The sequence below is a fragment of the bacterium genome (assembly GCA_018812485.1).
In the GTDB taxonomy this organism is placed as follows: domain Bacteria; phylum JAHJDO01; class JAHJDO01; order JAHJDO01; family JAHJDO01; genus JAHJDO01.
The window spans coordinates 1-15889 of record JAHJDO010000151.1 but is presented as its reverse complement, the minus strand read 5'-3'; the positions used below and the strand labels follow the sequence as shown (position 1 = coordinate 15889).

At 40.3% G+C, this 15889-nt stretch carries 11 protein-coding genes and 1 pseudogene; 4 read left to right on the top strand and 8 right to left on the bottom strand.

Annotated elements, in window-relative coordinates; all coding sequences use genetic code 11:
* The 8 genes and pseudogenes from KKC91_12600 to KKC91_12565 form a co-directional block, all read right to left on the bottom strand.
* A partial coding sequence (locus tag KKC91_12600) for a hypothetical protein (protein MBU0479382.1) occupies positions 1-245 on the bottom strand: 245 nt, incomplete at its 3' end.
* A gap of 9 nt (positions 246-254) precedes the next feature.
* Positions 255-1580, bottom strand: a complete 1326-nt coding sequence (locus KKC91_12595; GenBank protein ID MBU0479381.1) for a family 10 glycosylhydrolase — start codon at positions 1578-1580, stop codon at positions 255-257.
* Between the two features lie 20 nt (positions 1581-1600).
* Positions 1601-3753 (bottom strand): annotated as a pseudogene (locus KKC91_12590) (hydantoinase).
* A 39-nt stretch (positions 3754-3792) separates the two neighbouring features.
* A complete protein-coding gene (locus tag KKC91_12585) occupies positions 3793-5154 on the bottom strand; it encodes an FAD-dependent oxidoreductase (protein ID MBU0479380.1) in 1362 nt (453 codons plus the stop codon).
* Entirely contained in the window at positions 5151-6461 is a 1311-nt protein-coding gene (locus KKC91_12580) for a hypothetical protein (GenBank protein ID MBU0479379.1), read from the bottom strand. The genes KKC91_12585 and KKC91_12580 overlap by 4 nt, the downstream gene beginning before the upstream one ends.
* A gap of 18 nt (positions 6462-6479) precedes the next feature.
* Positions 6480-7742, bottom strand: coding sequence for a hypothetical protein (locus KKC91_12575; GenBank protein MBU0479378.1), 1263 nt, complete (start codon positions 7740-7742; stop codon positions 6480-6482).
* A 9-nt stretch (positions 7743-7751) separates the two neighbouring features.
* Complete coding sequence (locus KKC91_12570) at positions 7752-8696, bottom strand: hypothetical protein (protein ID MBU0479377.1); 945 nt, start codon at positions 8694-8696, stop codon at positions 7752-7754.
* A 5-nt stretch (positions 8697-8701) separates the two neighbouring features.
* Entirely contained in the window at positions 8702-9106 is a 405-nt protein-coding gene (locus KKC91_12565) for a hypothetical protein (GenBank protein MBU0479376.1), read from the bottom strand.
* Between the two features lie 127 nt (positions 9107-9233).
* On the opposite strand from KKC91_12565, the gene KKC91_12560 reads away from it, so the two are divergent.
* From KKC91_12560 to KKC91_12545, 4 genes are all read left to right on the top strand, one after another.
* Positions 9234-10475, top strand: a complete 1242-nt coding sequence (locus KKC91_12560) for an ROK family protein (protein MBU0479375.1) — start codon at positions 9234-9236, stop codon at positions 10473-10475.
* Positions 10476-10550: 75 nt separating this feature from the next.
* A complete protein-coding gene (locus KKC91_12555; protein ID MBU0479374.1) occupies positions 10551-11936 on the top strand; it encodes a T9SS type A sorting domain-containing protein in 1386 nt (461 codons plus the stop codon).
* A gap of 11 nt (positions 11937-11947) precedes the next feature.
* Positions 11948-14491 (top strand): family 10 glycosylhydrolase, encoded by a 2544-nt coding sequence (locus KKC91_12550; protein ID MBU0479373.1) that lies wholly within the window; start codon positions 11948-11950, stop codon positions 14489-14491.
* Positions 14492-14523: 32 nt separating this feature from the next.
* The gene (locus tag KKC91_12545) at positions 14524-15681 is read left to right on the top strand and encodes a carboxypeptidase-like regulatory domain-containing protein (GenBank protein MBU0479372.1); all 1158 of its coding nucleotides are present in this window, start codon (positions 14524-14526) and stop codon (positions 15679-15681) included.
* Positions 15682-15889 lie beyond the last annotated feature (208 nt).

Here is a 15889-nt window from a genome sequence, read left to right as displayed (position 1 = left end):
CTGTCCCATGGGACCGTATTGTATCGGAACCGTGTAAGCCTATTGTATTTCGGTGAATCCAGATAGCTGAATCCTCCCGCGGTGTGTGAGACAAGCGCTGTATAGCGTCCATTTGTTAAATAATTTACCCACGGTGCTGGAGTGATTGGATTATCAATGATATATTCTCTCCCATCTTCCGAGAAATGACCAAACTCATTGCCAATATCATTCCATTTCCAGGGCTTAAACTTCTCAATATTCATAGGATTTCCTCAGTATTTTTCCAATCCTTCTTTAAGATATTTCCACCAATCAAAAGATTCTAAATGACAAAGATCAAAAACCATAATACCGTTTGTCTCTTGCAAGCACATACGAATAGCCTTTATAAATTGCCCCGGATCATCTCTATCATAATACTGCTGAACATAAAGACTTCCATAGACCAGCGTAACTCCTCTGGTAACTTCCATAGACATACGCGCGGCGCCCTCGACAGAATTCCAATCGTCTAATGATAGAGTCATTCCAGCCTCACCCCGCTCTATAAGCGTGGCATTCTCTTTCTCCCTGAGCTCTTCGGTTTTTACCTCGTAGAAATAACATCCTGTACATAGGAAATCCAGAATCTGAGCATATCCGGTCTCGGCGTAGCGAGAATGAGCCCAGTCGTAGCGCTGTGAAGGATCAAAAGTGTTTGCAGCCCAATTAGCTCCAACAGCATAATAGTCTGGGTACCATGCCCCGACATAGTCTGCAAAAATCAGTTCATCATTAATTGCTTTGACTCTATCCTTTGCTTCGACAAAAAAGTCGTGTATAATTCCCGCTCTCCAGAGCAGCCATTCCTTATAAAATTTACCAGGTATCGTTTTCCACTCACCATTTTCATCTTTTTTCCAGGTGAATATATCCTCAGGCCAACGAGGAATAGGGAATCCTAAGAAACGCTGGAACAGTTCTCTTGAAAGGTCAGAAAAGTCGGAGTTTATGCCGTTATAACGTCCCCTGTCTAAAACAATACCATCAAAAGGGTAATTGCTTACTAATTCTTCCATAATGGAAATCTCATAATCTCTTACATCCGGAATGGCAGGATTGACAAAAGCAGCATATCCGGAAGGATGTTCGGTAATCGGCATTATTCCTTCAGGAGTGTATATGATCGTTGCCCACTCAGGGTGATCCCAATAGACAGGACCGCATCTGTGTTCTTTCCACCCCTCGCTAAAAACGTTAATTGCTATATATGTTTTCAAACCTCTGTTGTGAGCTTCAGGAAGGATGGTGCCGAGATAGTCAAAATCTTTGTCTCTTGTGAATCCCTTCCACGTGTGTAACTGCGGTGCTATCCCGCTTGGATAGAGCACTTCGCCAGATATCGGTTTAACATCAACTATAATACCATCTACACCAGCCTCAACGATTTTGTCAAGTATGCTGATTATGGATTTCTTAGAGTTCAATCTGGAGAAGTTCGCCGTGGCGTCAATCCACAGTAGCTTGAATTTTTTGTTTGTAGAGCCACACTGAGTAATCATGCACATGGAAACAAATATAATTGTCAAAAGAAAATAACGCTTCATATAAACCTTCATTTTTAATATCTACATTTTATCTATGGTAAAACCCCTAAAATCCATGCATGTTCTACTGGTAAATACTTTTTAAGATCAAGTTTTATCATTGAGTAGATTTGTGATTCTTCGATCAGTCCTGAATAATCGTAATCTGTCCTCCTGCAACAATAAAGAGTTTTGGTATTTCCGTCCCGGCATCTCCATAGGTTTTATGTTTATTTATAAAAGCGTAAAGACGATTGTCCACATCATGCATCTTCCCGCAATCATAAGCGCAATGGTTATGAGCCCACCGTACTACTCCATCACCTGTAATTATTCTGACCTTAGTGCGGTGTTCTTTAAAAATGGGTCCTAATCTCTTATGTATATAATCTGTGTAAAAAAGATGTAAGCCGCGAGAGGTCTCTATAAAAGAACTCACACTTTCAACAGGGCATTTCATTGAGTGGGCAGCAATTTGTATTAGTTCAGCTGTTGATAAATATTTTTTCTCCAAACCGTAATCACTTATCTCAGTTGAACCAATAGCAGTGGCTCTAAGAATATTTTTTCTGCTATCTATCTCCACGAACGTCTCAATTGTCTCAGGAGCTGCGCCCATAGACAATAACGATTTTTCTACTTCGCATCTAATAGATAATATATCTTCTTCCCCTGGCTTAACCACTGTCCGTTCAATAGTATCCTTAACCATAGCCAGCGCAACACCAATTGCAGATATAACAGCGTTATTCTCTGCAATTTCGTAATTACAGTTCATTAATTCCGCAGTCATTGGAACAATTGCCGAGGCTCCCCCGCCGCCGCCAACGAGAGTTAGAAGATCAGAGTTTAGTTCATAGTCTTCAATAAGTTTTCGTACCGTTTTTTCTATTTTTCGTACCCCGATAGTTAGCATATCCCGTGCGAGTTTTTCCGGTCGGATTTTTGCATGTTCAGAAGCAATTTGAAAGGCTTTTTCTACACTCTCTCTATTTCCTTTTGCATAATCATCATCAGGGATATAACCTAATAAATTTGCCGCGCATGTAGTTGTAAGGGTGACTTTTTTACCATCGTCTCCGCGAAAACACAAATAATCAGAAGGGTCTCCTGTCTTGGGTTGAATATAATCAACTTCAAACCCCGAATTCAGTTGAGAAAAAGAGGCATATTCCATATTAGAGATGTGGGCGCTTCTTGGACCAATATCGATAACCTTCCCGTCACTAATACGTGGCATCGAGCCGCCGGCTATACCGAGTGTTCTGACATCCAGGGTACTAATATATAGTCGATGTCCACCAACTTCTGCAGAGCGTATCTTTGCCCTGCCATTTTGAATAGCAGTTATATCGGTGCTGGTGCCCCCTACCTCTATAAATATACCGTCAGAAACTCGAGTGTACATTAATGCCGCTGCCACTCCTGCTGCCGGTCCACTTAGCATTGTAAGTATCGGCCGTTTTCGAACTTCGTTGATATTCATAATGCCGCCATCACTTCGCATAACCATTAATGGAGCCTTAATTCCAGCTTTTTTCACACTTCTTTCAGTCATTTCAGCAGTTTTTAACATTATTGGGAGCATACAGGCATTTATAACAGCTGTTCTTGTGCGGACACGCAATCCATATAAGCGGGATATCTGGCAAGCTGCGGTAGCAAGGACTCCCATTTCAGCCGCTACGGCAAGAACCAACATTTCATAGGCAGGATCATCAACACTAAAAGCATCTGAGGCAACAATAACTTCTGCACCTCTATTGATTAAATCCTCAATTGCATCTCGAACTATTTCAACGCTTATTCCTCCGGAAGCATCGATAAATCTATAGCAGGTTTGTAAATATTTTCCCGGAGCAAGTTCGATTATTTTCAAAAACGTTTCGTTTTTTACCCGTCTTTTAATAAACCCGGACCCAATACCAACTATACCAACAACGGCAACATCGCCCTCTAAAAGAGCATTGGTTGCCTGGGTGGTGCTGTGAGCAATAAGTACTACTTCGTCAGGTTGAATCCCTGCACTTCGGAGCAAATTCATCAGGGACTGTACAATCCCAGCTGCCACTCCATCTTTAGCATTGTGAGTAGTAAGAACCTTTTCGGCGCCTATGATTTTGAAGGATGTTGCATCAATCGCAACCGCATGTGTAAAAGTTCCCCCAACATCAATTCCTATCTTGATTTTTCGTTTATCTTCCATTAATCTCTAAATCCTTAAACTGCACTAAAGATTCCCCCCTTATTCAATTAGTACTTTCCTCAATTCAGTTCCGACTAACTGTCTTGGAACAACCTTTTTATCAATGCAAATAGCGGCTGCAACACCGGCCGCTTCACCTAATGCACGACAAACAGGCTGTATTCGAGTAGAACCCTGGGCTTCAAAAGTAGTTGATATACATCTTCCTGCTACAAGTAAATTATCTATTTTTAAAGGTACTAAACATCGGTATGGAATTTCGTAATATTTACCTGACTTCAATTTTAACAATTCCACACCGGCGAGACTTAATTTATGTATATCAATGGGATAGTTATTTCGAGCAACTGCATCAGGAAACTTTACCGCATTGAGAACATCGTCTGCGGTTAAACAGTATTCGCCTCTTATCCTTCGAGTTTCCCGAACACCGACAAAAGGCGCAATTTGTGATATAAAAGCGTTTTCAAAACCCGGTAAATATTTTTGGCAAAAAAAGACAATACGATGTATAGCCTTTTTCCCATCTATTTGAACACATGTGAGGTCTTCGGCATTTGTCCCGTCTAATTCGATTGGAATACGCGGACAATTGAAAGCAATTTCTCCCGGACGTCCTGGAATAGAGAAAATCTGAAAGTAGTCGCCATCCGAATGCTCCAGAATACCTTCATCTACCGCTTTTCTAAAGAGTGGCTCAAGTCGCCAGCCTTTATCCCAGATATGTGCAGTGGTAAAAAGTTGAAAGCCATTGTCCAACTCAGTTATTTGAAGGTCAGTATTTTCCCGTGCAAAACTCAAAAATCTTTCAACGTTTACATTTCCCATAATAAATCGGAGGGACATTGGCTGGTGAACTCCATTATTGTCTCCTTCGGCGCAATCTGCTCCGGCAGAAAAAGCAACTTCAGCGTCGCCAGAGGCATCAATTACCATACGGGCATTGACCTTACTAAACCCATTGTGATTGAAAATGATAATACTTTCAATCTTGTCCTCCTTGAGTAAAGGCTGAATAAAACGAGTATAGAAAAGAACCTTGCCCCCATATCCCAGGTACATTTGTTCCAGAACGCACTTTAATGCTTCCGGGTTGAACCAGCCGTCATTTCCATCGGAAAATGTTGCCGCATCACCGGTTTCGGCAAGCTTTCGATTAATTTTTGAGTTTAAACCGGTAATCAGTGATTTACCATCAATAGTCGCCGGCATCTGCGGAACGACAAGTCCACCTGTCTGAGATCCCCCAAGAAAACCCTGATTTTCTATAATGAGTGTCCTCTTCCCGGAACGTGCAGCTGCACTGCCGGCGACAGCGCCGGCAGTGCCTCCCCCAACAACAGCTATATCTACCTCATAGCTTACAGGGAGATCATTTTCAGCAAACGAAAGAGATTTCAATATTTACCTTTTGTTTTGTATTTTGATAGTACTTCATCTATTTCATCCCACCAGTCGTAAGCGATTATCTGGCTAAGGTCGAAAATCTTTATGCCCTGTCCTTTTTCTAAAATTATCTGCATTGCAGTCTTAAAACGCTCAGGTTGACCGGCAAAATTCTCTGCATAAACAGCGCCGTATAACGGGATAGCGCCATCGATTGCCTCATTGGCGACCTCCATTCCGCCTTCAACGCTTTCCCAGAAAGGTACTCCTGCCTGTTTTGCTTCTGATTTTGTCAAATCAGGAAAGTAACAACCAACGCTAATCCAATCCAACATTTCCGCATAAGCTGTCTTGTTGTAATCCGCTCTTGCCCATTGAAAAGGAGGAAAATACTTCAAGCTGCCCCAGTTTACCCCATACGTATAATATGTTGGATACCATGACCCAACGTAGTCACCGATAACAATTTTCGAATCAAGCTCTCTGATAACCCCAACTGCTTCTTGAAAAAAGTCATGGATCACTTTTGCGCGGAAAAATAACCAGTCTTCATAGTAGCGTCCCTTAATTACTTCCGCTTTGTCACCGGAACGTTTCAACTCGAAAACGTCTTCCGGCCATCTATTAAGAGTCGTTCCGATAAATTCTTCAAACGCTTTTTTTGTTAAATCGGTGAAGTCGGAGTTCAAACCGTTAAAGCGTATTCTATCAAAAACTATCTTGTCAGGGTGATAATACTCCAGCACTTCTTTTAAAACAGACAGCTCATATTTCCGGACTTCCGGATTAACAGGATTTGTGAATCCTGCCCCAATAGAGGGGGTGAGTAATCCACGTTGAAGCTCAGTTATCGGAATCAAACGGGGTTCAGTTTCATCTGATCCAATATCGTAGCAGAGCGTCTGCCATTCAGGATGCTGATAATAAATTGGACCTGTCTTAAAAAGCTTGTGACCTTCGGAAAAAACCATTATGAGAAGATGTATATCAATTCCTAGATTCAGCCCTTCTTCACGTACTATTGCAAAGAGGTCAAAATCAGTATCAATAGGTTTACCTTGCCATTCAGTTAGCCTGGGTGCAAATTCACTGGGATAAAGCACGTGCCCGCTTAAGGGCTTTATTCCAACAGCCACTGCATCTATTCCGGTTTCTTTTGTTTTCAGTAAAATATCTTTCACTTTGTCTCGTGAGTTGAGGTTTTCCAGATTTGCTGTGGCATCAATCCAGAGGATAATATATTTATCTCTTTCCTTTTTCAGTGTACAGGAGGATATTGTAATTAATAAGATAATGGCAATAATAAACCTGGTATTTGTCATAGAGGTATTTCCTTGATTTTAGACATATTTAAAAGCCGCAATTATAAGAGCAAAAAACACCAATACCCAGATAAACGGGAGCAGTTTTTTGGTAATAGTAAGAACATCTACACTTAAATAGTTTGCTATCCATACGTTGTGTGTGTTTGTCGGATCACAGACCCCTTGAATGCACCCCACAGACATCAGAATTGCCATTATTGCTTTAGGAGAAAGTGTATTTGTAGCAAGGAGAATCCCGGCAAGCCCACTGCCCATTCCCCATATATTCAATGGACCTCGATATAGTGCCAGCGGAGCAAGAATCGTAAATACTAAAATAAACATCAGACGGTTTCCCGGAATTATCATTTCCATAAATGGACTCAGTGATTCTATTACGTTGGGATGTGTAACAGAATTTAAAAGCATTCCTATCCCGATCATAAGATAAACTGCGGGTAGTACGGATTCCGCCCCTTTAAAAAAGGAGCCCGTCATCAAGTTAATACTTCCCTTTCTCCATGTCGAAACCAGAGTATATATAATACCCAGAATAAACGCCGGTATAATAGGAATATTAAAAATCAGTACTGCCAGAAGCGGGATGAGAGGGGATAAATATGCAAGTGGGTGAAGTTTTTCCTCCGGCTTTTTTTGAAATTTTCGGATATCTATTGCCCATGCTTTCATCAATTTACGGTTTGACATTCCCAGTATCAAAACAACGACGCCGGTAATTAAATATAGAGGAGCAATGCAAAGCGCAAAACTTTTTATATCCTGTTGGGTTACACCCAGAAAATCTATATACAGTTGCCAACCAGCAATATTAAGCGTTCCCCCCGCACTTATACCAATTAGCATTATACCTGCTGCCAATATTGGAGGAGTACCAAGAGAAAGCAGGATAGGAAAAATAATAGAGCCGGTCATAATTACTGCCCCCAAGCCACCCAGGGTGGTAAATAAGAGCGCAGTAACAACCATCAAGCTTAATGCTACAATAAATGGACGATCACCCGCAAGTTCTGCAACACTCCTGATAATTCCGTCGGTAATTTTCATATCACTAACATAAGTAGCCAATATGCCGCCAAATATAACTGCTATATATGCAGAACTGAGTCGAATAGGTCCTTTTTCAAGTACTTCTGTTAAAATATAGTCCAAAGGTTCCTGTGCAATTACGGCAAACAAAATAGCCATGATGGGCAGTGCAAGAAGAGCAGATATCTTCTTCACATACATAAGCGCAATCATTATTAGAAGTACAACCAGAATAGCTATACCTGTTAGCACTTATTCTCCTTAATTTAAATCACAAAATGTCTTCCAGTTGAAAAAATTTATTCCTGCAAAGCGATCTTGCCATTGTTTGATCAAATTGAACTCCTCCTTATCCGTAATCTGAAAACCCGGAAATAGATCAGTTGCTTTCATATCGATCTGATACTGATTCAGCATTTCCTCAACCCAAGAAATATTTTTTTCTTTAATAGCATGATATAGCAGAGGAGATATTAAACACCCTTTGTCTATTAACCCCTGAGGGAATTGTCCGGTCACAAAAACCAGTTGTGCGCTGGAAACAGGGAGGGTGGCAATAATTATTTGTGATTCATTTAGCAATAATTCCTTTGCGTCTTTTAACAATTCAATCATCGAGTTTGTCCGCCATTCTAACCATTCAGGGAGCATTTCAAGTATCTGGGAAACTGAATAGACAGGAGTACCTATTAATGAAGAAAAACTGGTAAAACAATGAGAACAATAACAATACGGTGGCACTTTGTGCTGTACCTCAAGTTGCTCTTGTTCCCAGAAAAATGGGAAACGAAAAAAATCAAGATAGAAATAATCCGGCGGAACAATTCTGGACATCTCATCCAATATCTTCTTAAAGCGTTCCTTGCTCATGGGGTTATTCGGGCAGGTTGGACGATACCACGAATCTGGAACATACGGCGTGCCATCAAAATTAACCGGAGGAGAAAAGGAATCTATTGACCAGAGTTGAGGGCTGTGAAAACATTGTAAGATTATGCCTGCCTTTAATTCCTTTTCTCTAACTTTTTCTATAATTTCAGAAACAGGGTAAAATTCAATTTTTGATGAATGTTTATTAGATCGACACTCGGATTTTGTAGCAGGAAAAAATATACCGTCAAAACCGGCATCTTTAATTCTTACGATATTTTTCATAAAAATTTCTATTTTGTACTGGTGCAGGTAATATTTTATGAATATCGCCATTTTTATTACTCAGAAAGATTTAAACCTGTAACTAACTCCGAAAAATACCTCGCTGCTGTCTCAGATGATAAAGTGGTTGTCTCATGCGATATTTTTAACTCGCCCACATATTCTAAATAATGAAACAACTCGTGAGCAAGACACGATTTATAGATGTCCGGCATTAAAGCCAGGTTTTTATTTGTTACTTTTAAAAATTCTAAAATTGCCTGGTTATAAATGTATATGCTACAATCAACAGAATCAAATTGACTAAGTATCAATCCGGATTTATTTTGTAACCGTAATGTATTATTAATAATAATGTTGATTCCTTTGTTTTTAATATAGTTTTTAATCCCCGAAGATGTTCTGTGCATTAAGACCACGAGAGCCAGGATATCTTTTGGTGAATATTTTGCTATCCTCATTCTGTGCTGTCCTCGTGTATCAAATAGTTGTCACTTTTTTTTCATCAGTATTGGTGGGATTAAAAAAAACTTGACATAAAACGAATCATTTCTTAATTTAGTTTGTAAATATTACATACTAAATATAATGTTTAATTCACCAAAAAGCAACTTCAAACTTATCAAAGAATTCAACGAACTTAAAGTTCTTCGTCTTGTCAAAGAGGAAGGACCTATTTCACGAATTGATATCTCTAAAAAAACTAAAATTTCAAAACCAACCATTTCCGAGATTACCTATCGCCTTATCGAGAATGGTTTTCTACAAGAGGTTGGCAAGGGTAAATCTTCTTTCAAAGGAGGGAAAAAACCCATTCTCTTAAAACTAAATTTCTTCGCAGGTGCTGTAATTGGTATCGAAATTAAACGTAGTTTTACAAACATTGCTTTAGCCAATCTTGACTCTCAAATTATTAGAAAATATAAAATAACTTACCCCATTGGTAGTTTAACCGAATTTATCCTTGACAAAATATTTAATCAAATTGAGAATATTCTTAATCTACCGGAGGTAAATGATACAAAAAAATGGGGCATTGCTATTGGAATTCCCGGCCTAATTGACTATAACAAAGGTAGTCTAAAAGTCGCTGACACATTACAGGGTTGGGACGACTTTTCAATTCGTGATATTTTTGAAAATCGCCTCGAATTTCCAACATACGTAGAAAATGATGTCAAAGCACTCAGTATTGGTGAACGTTTTTACGGAAGTGGAAAAAATGTTAATAATTTAGTCTGTCTGTGGATTGGCGAAGGCATTGGTGCAGGAATTGTAATTGATGGTAAACTCATGCGGGGAATAACAGGAAGCGCAGGCGAAATTGGATACAATGAGTTGGGCTATTGGTTAAAGTCTAAAAGGAAATTCTCCCTGCTTTTTGATAATCAAAGAGATTTTGGAGAAATTATTTCCGAACCGGTTTTGATTAAAGCCGCAGAAAGGGCTATTCAAAAAGGTTACGAATCAACTCTTTCGAAGAACAACCCAATTACAATTAATAGCATTGGCAAGGCAGCGGAATCAGGGGATAAACTTGCCTGTAGCCTTTTAGAAGAGATGGGTGCTTTGATCGGGATAGTATGTATTAATTTGCTGAATACTGTGAATCCGGAAATGATTATTCTTTGTGGACAAATTATTGAGAAATGCCCAATGCTTTTAAAACTGGTGCAACAAAATGTACATAAAGATATTCTTCATACCCCCGCTGAGGCGGTACAGATTTGTGCCAGCAAACTAAAAGATGAAGCTGTCCTGAAAGGAGCCATTGGTATGGTTTTGCATGATTGGTTTGAAATGCCCGTAAATAGAATCTATCCGTTTTAAAGTATGACACAGGGATAGATTAGTACTTTTAAATAAAACAAAATTGACATTAACAAAAAAGAGGAGGAAATAGTTGTGAAGCAAAAATTTGCTACTATACTTACTTTAGCAGTGTTATCACTGAACCTTTTTTCAATCTCTTTGCATGCTCAGGAGCCCTGGGTTTATCAACCCGGACAAGATATTAAATTTCCATTAGCAGACTCATTAATTTCACCTTATCTATGCGCCACCGATCGTCTTAATAACCTCTGGGTTATCTCAAGTTCTGCTATCTCCGCAACTGCCAAAAATGCTCTATTTAAAGCTGCTCCAAATGATACGGAATTTACACTGGTTGTGGATTTCTCATCTGACTTGAATATTGAATCTACCCGTGGGATTACTACCATCGGCGACTCGGTTTATGTTGTGGCAAGAATACCTGGTACTCCATGGCCATCAACTGCAATTATGTATGAATACCTTGATGGTAATCCTGATAATAGAAATGATTTTTCTGGATCAGGCTATGGAACCTGGGTACTCGGACTTTCCGCTACAAAGGACAAATTTATCTACAGCGGATTATCTTATATGACTTCTATTAGAGTTTATAATTTTACCGATACTGCTACTGTTAGAGGCGGCTGGGTGCCTATTCTGCCTCTTGATATGCATCCAGTTGAACCGGGCGGTCATGATGGAACGGGATTGAGTCCAATTCGTGATGTTGCTGTAATACCCGGTGCTGATTACAATGATTCGACCACTCCATTTTACACGTCAAGAAGTAGTGATTCTACAGGTGCCCATGGAGGTATAGCGGTTTGGACAGGAGGAACACAAACGGAACCGATAGGATATAGTGGACAGCGGGTAGCCGATGTTGCTTCGGACCTATCCTGGTTATATTGGACGCCTTATGGTATTACCACTGACCGCTCAGGTAATCTATATGCTTGCGGAACCGACACAACACGCCGTTGGGTTAAGGCTTTTCAGATTATGGGTTCTTTTGCTATGGAACTTGAGGAATTACCCGGAAAAAATAGTGCTTCCATCCCCGATCCTGATGGTGCACTCTTACTTGCTCCGTCTGATATAGCTCTCAGTTCGGATGAGCAGATAGCCTATGTGATAGACCTGGAAGTAAAAAAGGCATTTGTTTTTACACGAGGCGATGTGGGAATAGAATCCACAAGTTCAGAAATCGCTAAAGTTTATAGGTTAGAACCTAATTATCCTAATCCTTTCAATGCCCGGACAGTTATTACCTATGAAATACCAAAGAGAGATTGGATTGAATTGAAGGTGTTCGACGTTTTAGGTAAGCAAATTGCTGTTCTGGTGAACAGTTATCAGAATGCCGGTGCCTATCAGCTAAATTTTGATGCTAAAGATCTCCCTTCGGGTATTTATTTATACAAATTGGTGTGTGGCGAATATGTAAAAATGAGAAAAATGCTTTTAATTAAATAGAGTACCCTAAAGTGAAAAAACATCTACTTTTGCCTTTGATAGGAATCCTGGTCTTATCTATAATAGTTTTAATTGCTAATGCTGAAACCATTCCGGAATCTCGCGGTGTCTGGATGAGCCGCGATGTTATCTATAGTGGTCCCGAACTCATGGAACAAACTTTTTACAAATTGGCACAGTCTAATTTCAATAGAGTGTTGATAAATGTGCAGTATAAAGGCGCTACAATCTACCCCAGTGATGTCGTTGCAAATGCTGGTGGACCCCGACAAAGGTCGGAGTTCATCGGCAGAGACCCGCTTCAGGAAGCCATCGAGATTGGACACCGGCGGGGGCTTGAAATAGTAGCCTGGTTTGAATATGGATTAATGGCTCACTGGAGTGGTTCTGATACTACGGATTGCGGACCAATTCTTACTCAACATCCTGGATGGAGAGCTATAAAAAAGAATGGTTCGGGATATGTGAAAAACGAAAATGGTGTTTTCCACTGGCTGGATCCGGCTCATCCCGAAGTAGCTCAATTCATGGAAGACTTATTTGGTGAAATTGCTGAAAGGTATCCAGATCTGGATGGAATTGAAACCGACCGCATACGCTATCCTTCCCTCGAATTTTCATATTCTGATATTTCGCGTAGTCACTATACTACTGAAACAGGGGGTACGGACCCCATCAATATCGATTATAATCACCCGCAATGGCAACAATGGATAACCTGGCGAGAGGAACAGATAACCGCTATTGCTCACCGGATTTACCGTCGAGCTAAAAACACTAATCCCGCTATATTCATTTCCGCAGCAGTAGCGCCTCCTTATATGCTCTACTATCATGATAATCTCCAAAGATGGGATATATGGGCGGATAGCGGCTATGTGGATGCTCTTGAACCGATGCTTTATCTGGATGATGCATCTTTTCCATATCAGTTAGCAGAAGCTGTGCAATTAGCACCGCCCGATTTTTATCTCTATCCCGGTATTGTTTATCGGAATGATGCCTCACTGCAATTTCAAATTAATCAGGTGAGAGAAAAAGGATGCAAGGGCGTAACTCTGTGGTATTACGGTTACCTCTCAAATAATACTCTGACAATTCTAAAAAATGATTTGTTTAACGAACCGGTCAATTTACCTCATAATGATATTATCATTGATAATAGTTCCTCTATCCAATTTCAATACAGTGGAAATTGGGAGCAACACAGCGGCGGATATCGGGGGAATTATTTAGTTGCAGAACCCGGTGACGATTCCGTAATTGCAACCTGGCATCCCAAACTGATGAAGACAGCCGAATATGCAATCTATGCCAGATGGATATCTGATTCCAGTAATACCACTGACGCCTGCTATAAAATAACCAATGATACTAAAACAATATCCGTAATTGTCAATCAACGTCAAAACAGTGACTCGTGGGTTTTTCTGATTAGTGATACTATTTCCTACGATGCACCGATTAGTATTCAACTTTCAAATTTCGCCAACGGCAACGTAGTGGCTGATGCAGTACGGTTAGTAGTTTCCACCGAGTTTGAATTATTAGATTTGAATGTTCCTGATAGCCTTCATCTGGAGCTAAAATTCAGCCGTAATCTTGATAGAGAATCTGCCGAAAATATTTCCTGTTATGCAGTTGATGGTAGCATAGATGTTGTCTCTGCTATTTTGAATGATAATGACCCTTCAATTGTTACTTTAACAACCACACCACTAACTGCCAATTATCAGTACAGTTTAACTATAGAGGTGCTTCAAGATGAGAATAGAAATATTTTGCCTTTTACTCAAGTCGAATTTGATTACGCACCACAAGAGACGCATTTATTAATCGATAATGGCGATCAAAACTTTCAGACTTACGGTAATTGGACGACATGTACTAATGGCTCAGGATATATAGGCCCTGATTATCTGGTTTCGACTTGCGGTAGTGGAGAAAATCGTGCTCAATGGTGGCATTTTATAGAAGTGGATGGCTATTATGAAGTCGCAGTTAGATGGCCTGCTGGTATAAACTCTCTTGCTGAAGATGTATCTTATTCTATCATGCATAATTTCGGTGTGGATACGGTGCGTGTTAATCAACAGATTGATGGTGGATTGTGGAATGTGCTGGGATGCTTCTACTATCGAGCCGGTAAAGTAGCCAGCGTCTTGGTCTCTAACGACATTTGTCAGGGTGTTGTAACCGCGGATGCAGTCAGAATTCGCCGTGTGTTGGAAACCACTGATATAGACACTCAGGTAGAGGATGTTGTTCCATCGTTGTACCGACTTTATCAAAATTATCCAAATCCCTTTAATCCTTCTACAACCATTGAATTTGAATTACCATCATCAGGCAAAATTATCTTGAAAGTCCTTAATCTTTTAGGACAGGAGGTTGAAACATTAGTTGCTCGGGAACTACGGGCGGGCAGACATCAAGTCAGGTTTGATGGCAATGGCTTATCCAGCGGTGTCTATCTCTACCGATGGATTTATTTACCAGATGGACAAAATTCTCGCCCGGTGGCAGCAACTAAGAAAATGCTTTTGCTTCGCTGATCTCAGTTATAAACAATTGGAGGTGAATAGCGATGATTCCAAGCGGTAAATGGCATGTTACGGGATTGTACCTTCTTTTTGTATTGCTATCAGGAATCAGTCTTGAATCCATTGCTCAAGTGCCTAAAAGCAAAATTGCCGGAAGAATCATAGATACAAAGACACAAGAGCCATTAATAGGCGCTAATGTTATTATCGATGGAACAACTCTGGGAGCTGCTGCCGACCGGTTTGGTGAATACTTTGTTTTAAATGTCCCCCCGGGTATTTACAATATAACAGCCAGAATGATGGGGTATCGCAGTATGACTGTCCTGCAAGTTGTGGTAGTAGTAGACCGGACCGTAAATGTGAATTTTTCTTTACTACCAACAGCTATAGAGATGGAACCCATATCGGTTGTAGCTAAAAGACCTCCTGTGATAAAAGACCTGACTTCTACCGCTAGTTTTATTGAAGCACGAGATATTGAAGCTGCACCAATCGAGGGGCTACGTCAGGCCCTGGAATTGAATGCAGGTTTAACTCTAAATCCCAATGGAACGATTTCTATCCGCGGAGGTCCCGCTTTTGATATAAAGTTTCAGATCAATGGCGTAGAACAAATAACTTCCAATACAGGTATCCCGGGATTTAACCTATTGGGTGAGAAGTCAAATACCAGCTGGAAATATGATTTTAACCCCATTGGTATCAAGCAACTGGAGGTGGTTTCCGGTGGATTCAGCGCTGAATACGGTAATGCTCAATCCGGTATTGTCAAAGTTGTCACCAAAGAGGGTACTGATGAATTTCATGGGGAATTCAGGGCTGAGGTTCGTCCTCCGGGCAAATACCACTTCGGTCCCTATATTTACGGAAATGAAACTATTGAGTGGCAAAACTGGGGTACTTTCGACAAGTGGCAAAACTGGAGAAATGTTAATTCGCCTGATATTACGGATGATTCTTTGAGGACATATTACTACGATAAATGGATTGCAAACCATAGCCCGGGACCGGGGAATACCTCAAATCCACTGGGGGTTTATGATTACCGGAAATTAATATACAAACGTTATCTTTTTGGATTGGGAGGTCCTCTCGGATATGGTAATAAACTTCGATTTTATTTTTCACGCCCGTATATACATGGCGGATACCAAGACGCTTTCCCCGTTCTAAAATGGCATTGGTCGTGCTCATACTGATAATACAGACTTCCAGCCCGACAGCTTGAAGACATTTTATCCCCATGCCATCTCTGACATTAAATTTACGAAGTTCCTCGCCATTTTCCGTATAATATAATCCGCCATCGGTCAGGATACCGTCCACATCAAGGCTGAGGAGTTTTACGGTTTTTAATTGTTCTTTGAACTGATCGAAATTTAATTTTTGGCGTTCGGACACGTTTTT

Bases quoted from the DNA above. Each gene is read 5' to 3' on its own strand.
- KKC91_12595 (MBU0479381.1), bottom strand. From the start codon at position 1,580: ATGAAGGTTTATATGAAGCGTTATTTTCTTTTGACAATTATATTTGTT.
- KKC91_12580 (MBU0479379.1), bottom strand. From the start codon at position 6,461: ATGACAAATACCAGGTTTATTATTGCCATTATCTTATTAATTACAATA.
- KKC91_12570 (MBU0479377.1), bottom strand. From the start codon at position 8,696: ATGGCGATATTCATAAAATATTACCTGCACCAGTACAAAATAGAAATT.
- KKC91_12565 (MBU0479376.1), bottom strand. From the start codon at position 9,106: ATGAGGATAGCAAAATATTCACCAAAAGATATCCTGGCTCTCGTGGTC.
- KKC91_12560 (MBU0479375.1), top strand. From the start codon at position 9,234: ATGTTTAATTCACCAAAAAGCAACTTCAAACTTATCAAAGAATTCAAC.
- KKC91_12545 (MBU0479372.1), top strand. From the start codon at position 14,524: ATGATTCCAAGCGGTAAATGGCATGTTACGGGATTGTACCTTCTTTTT.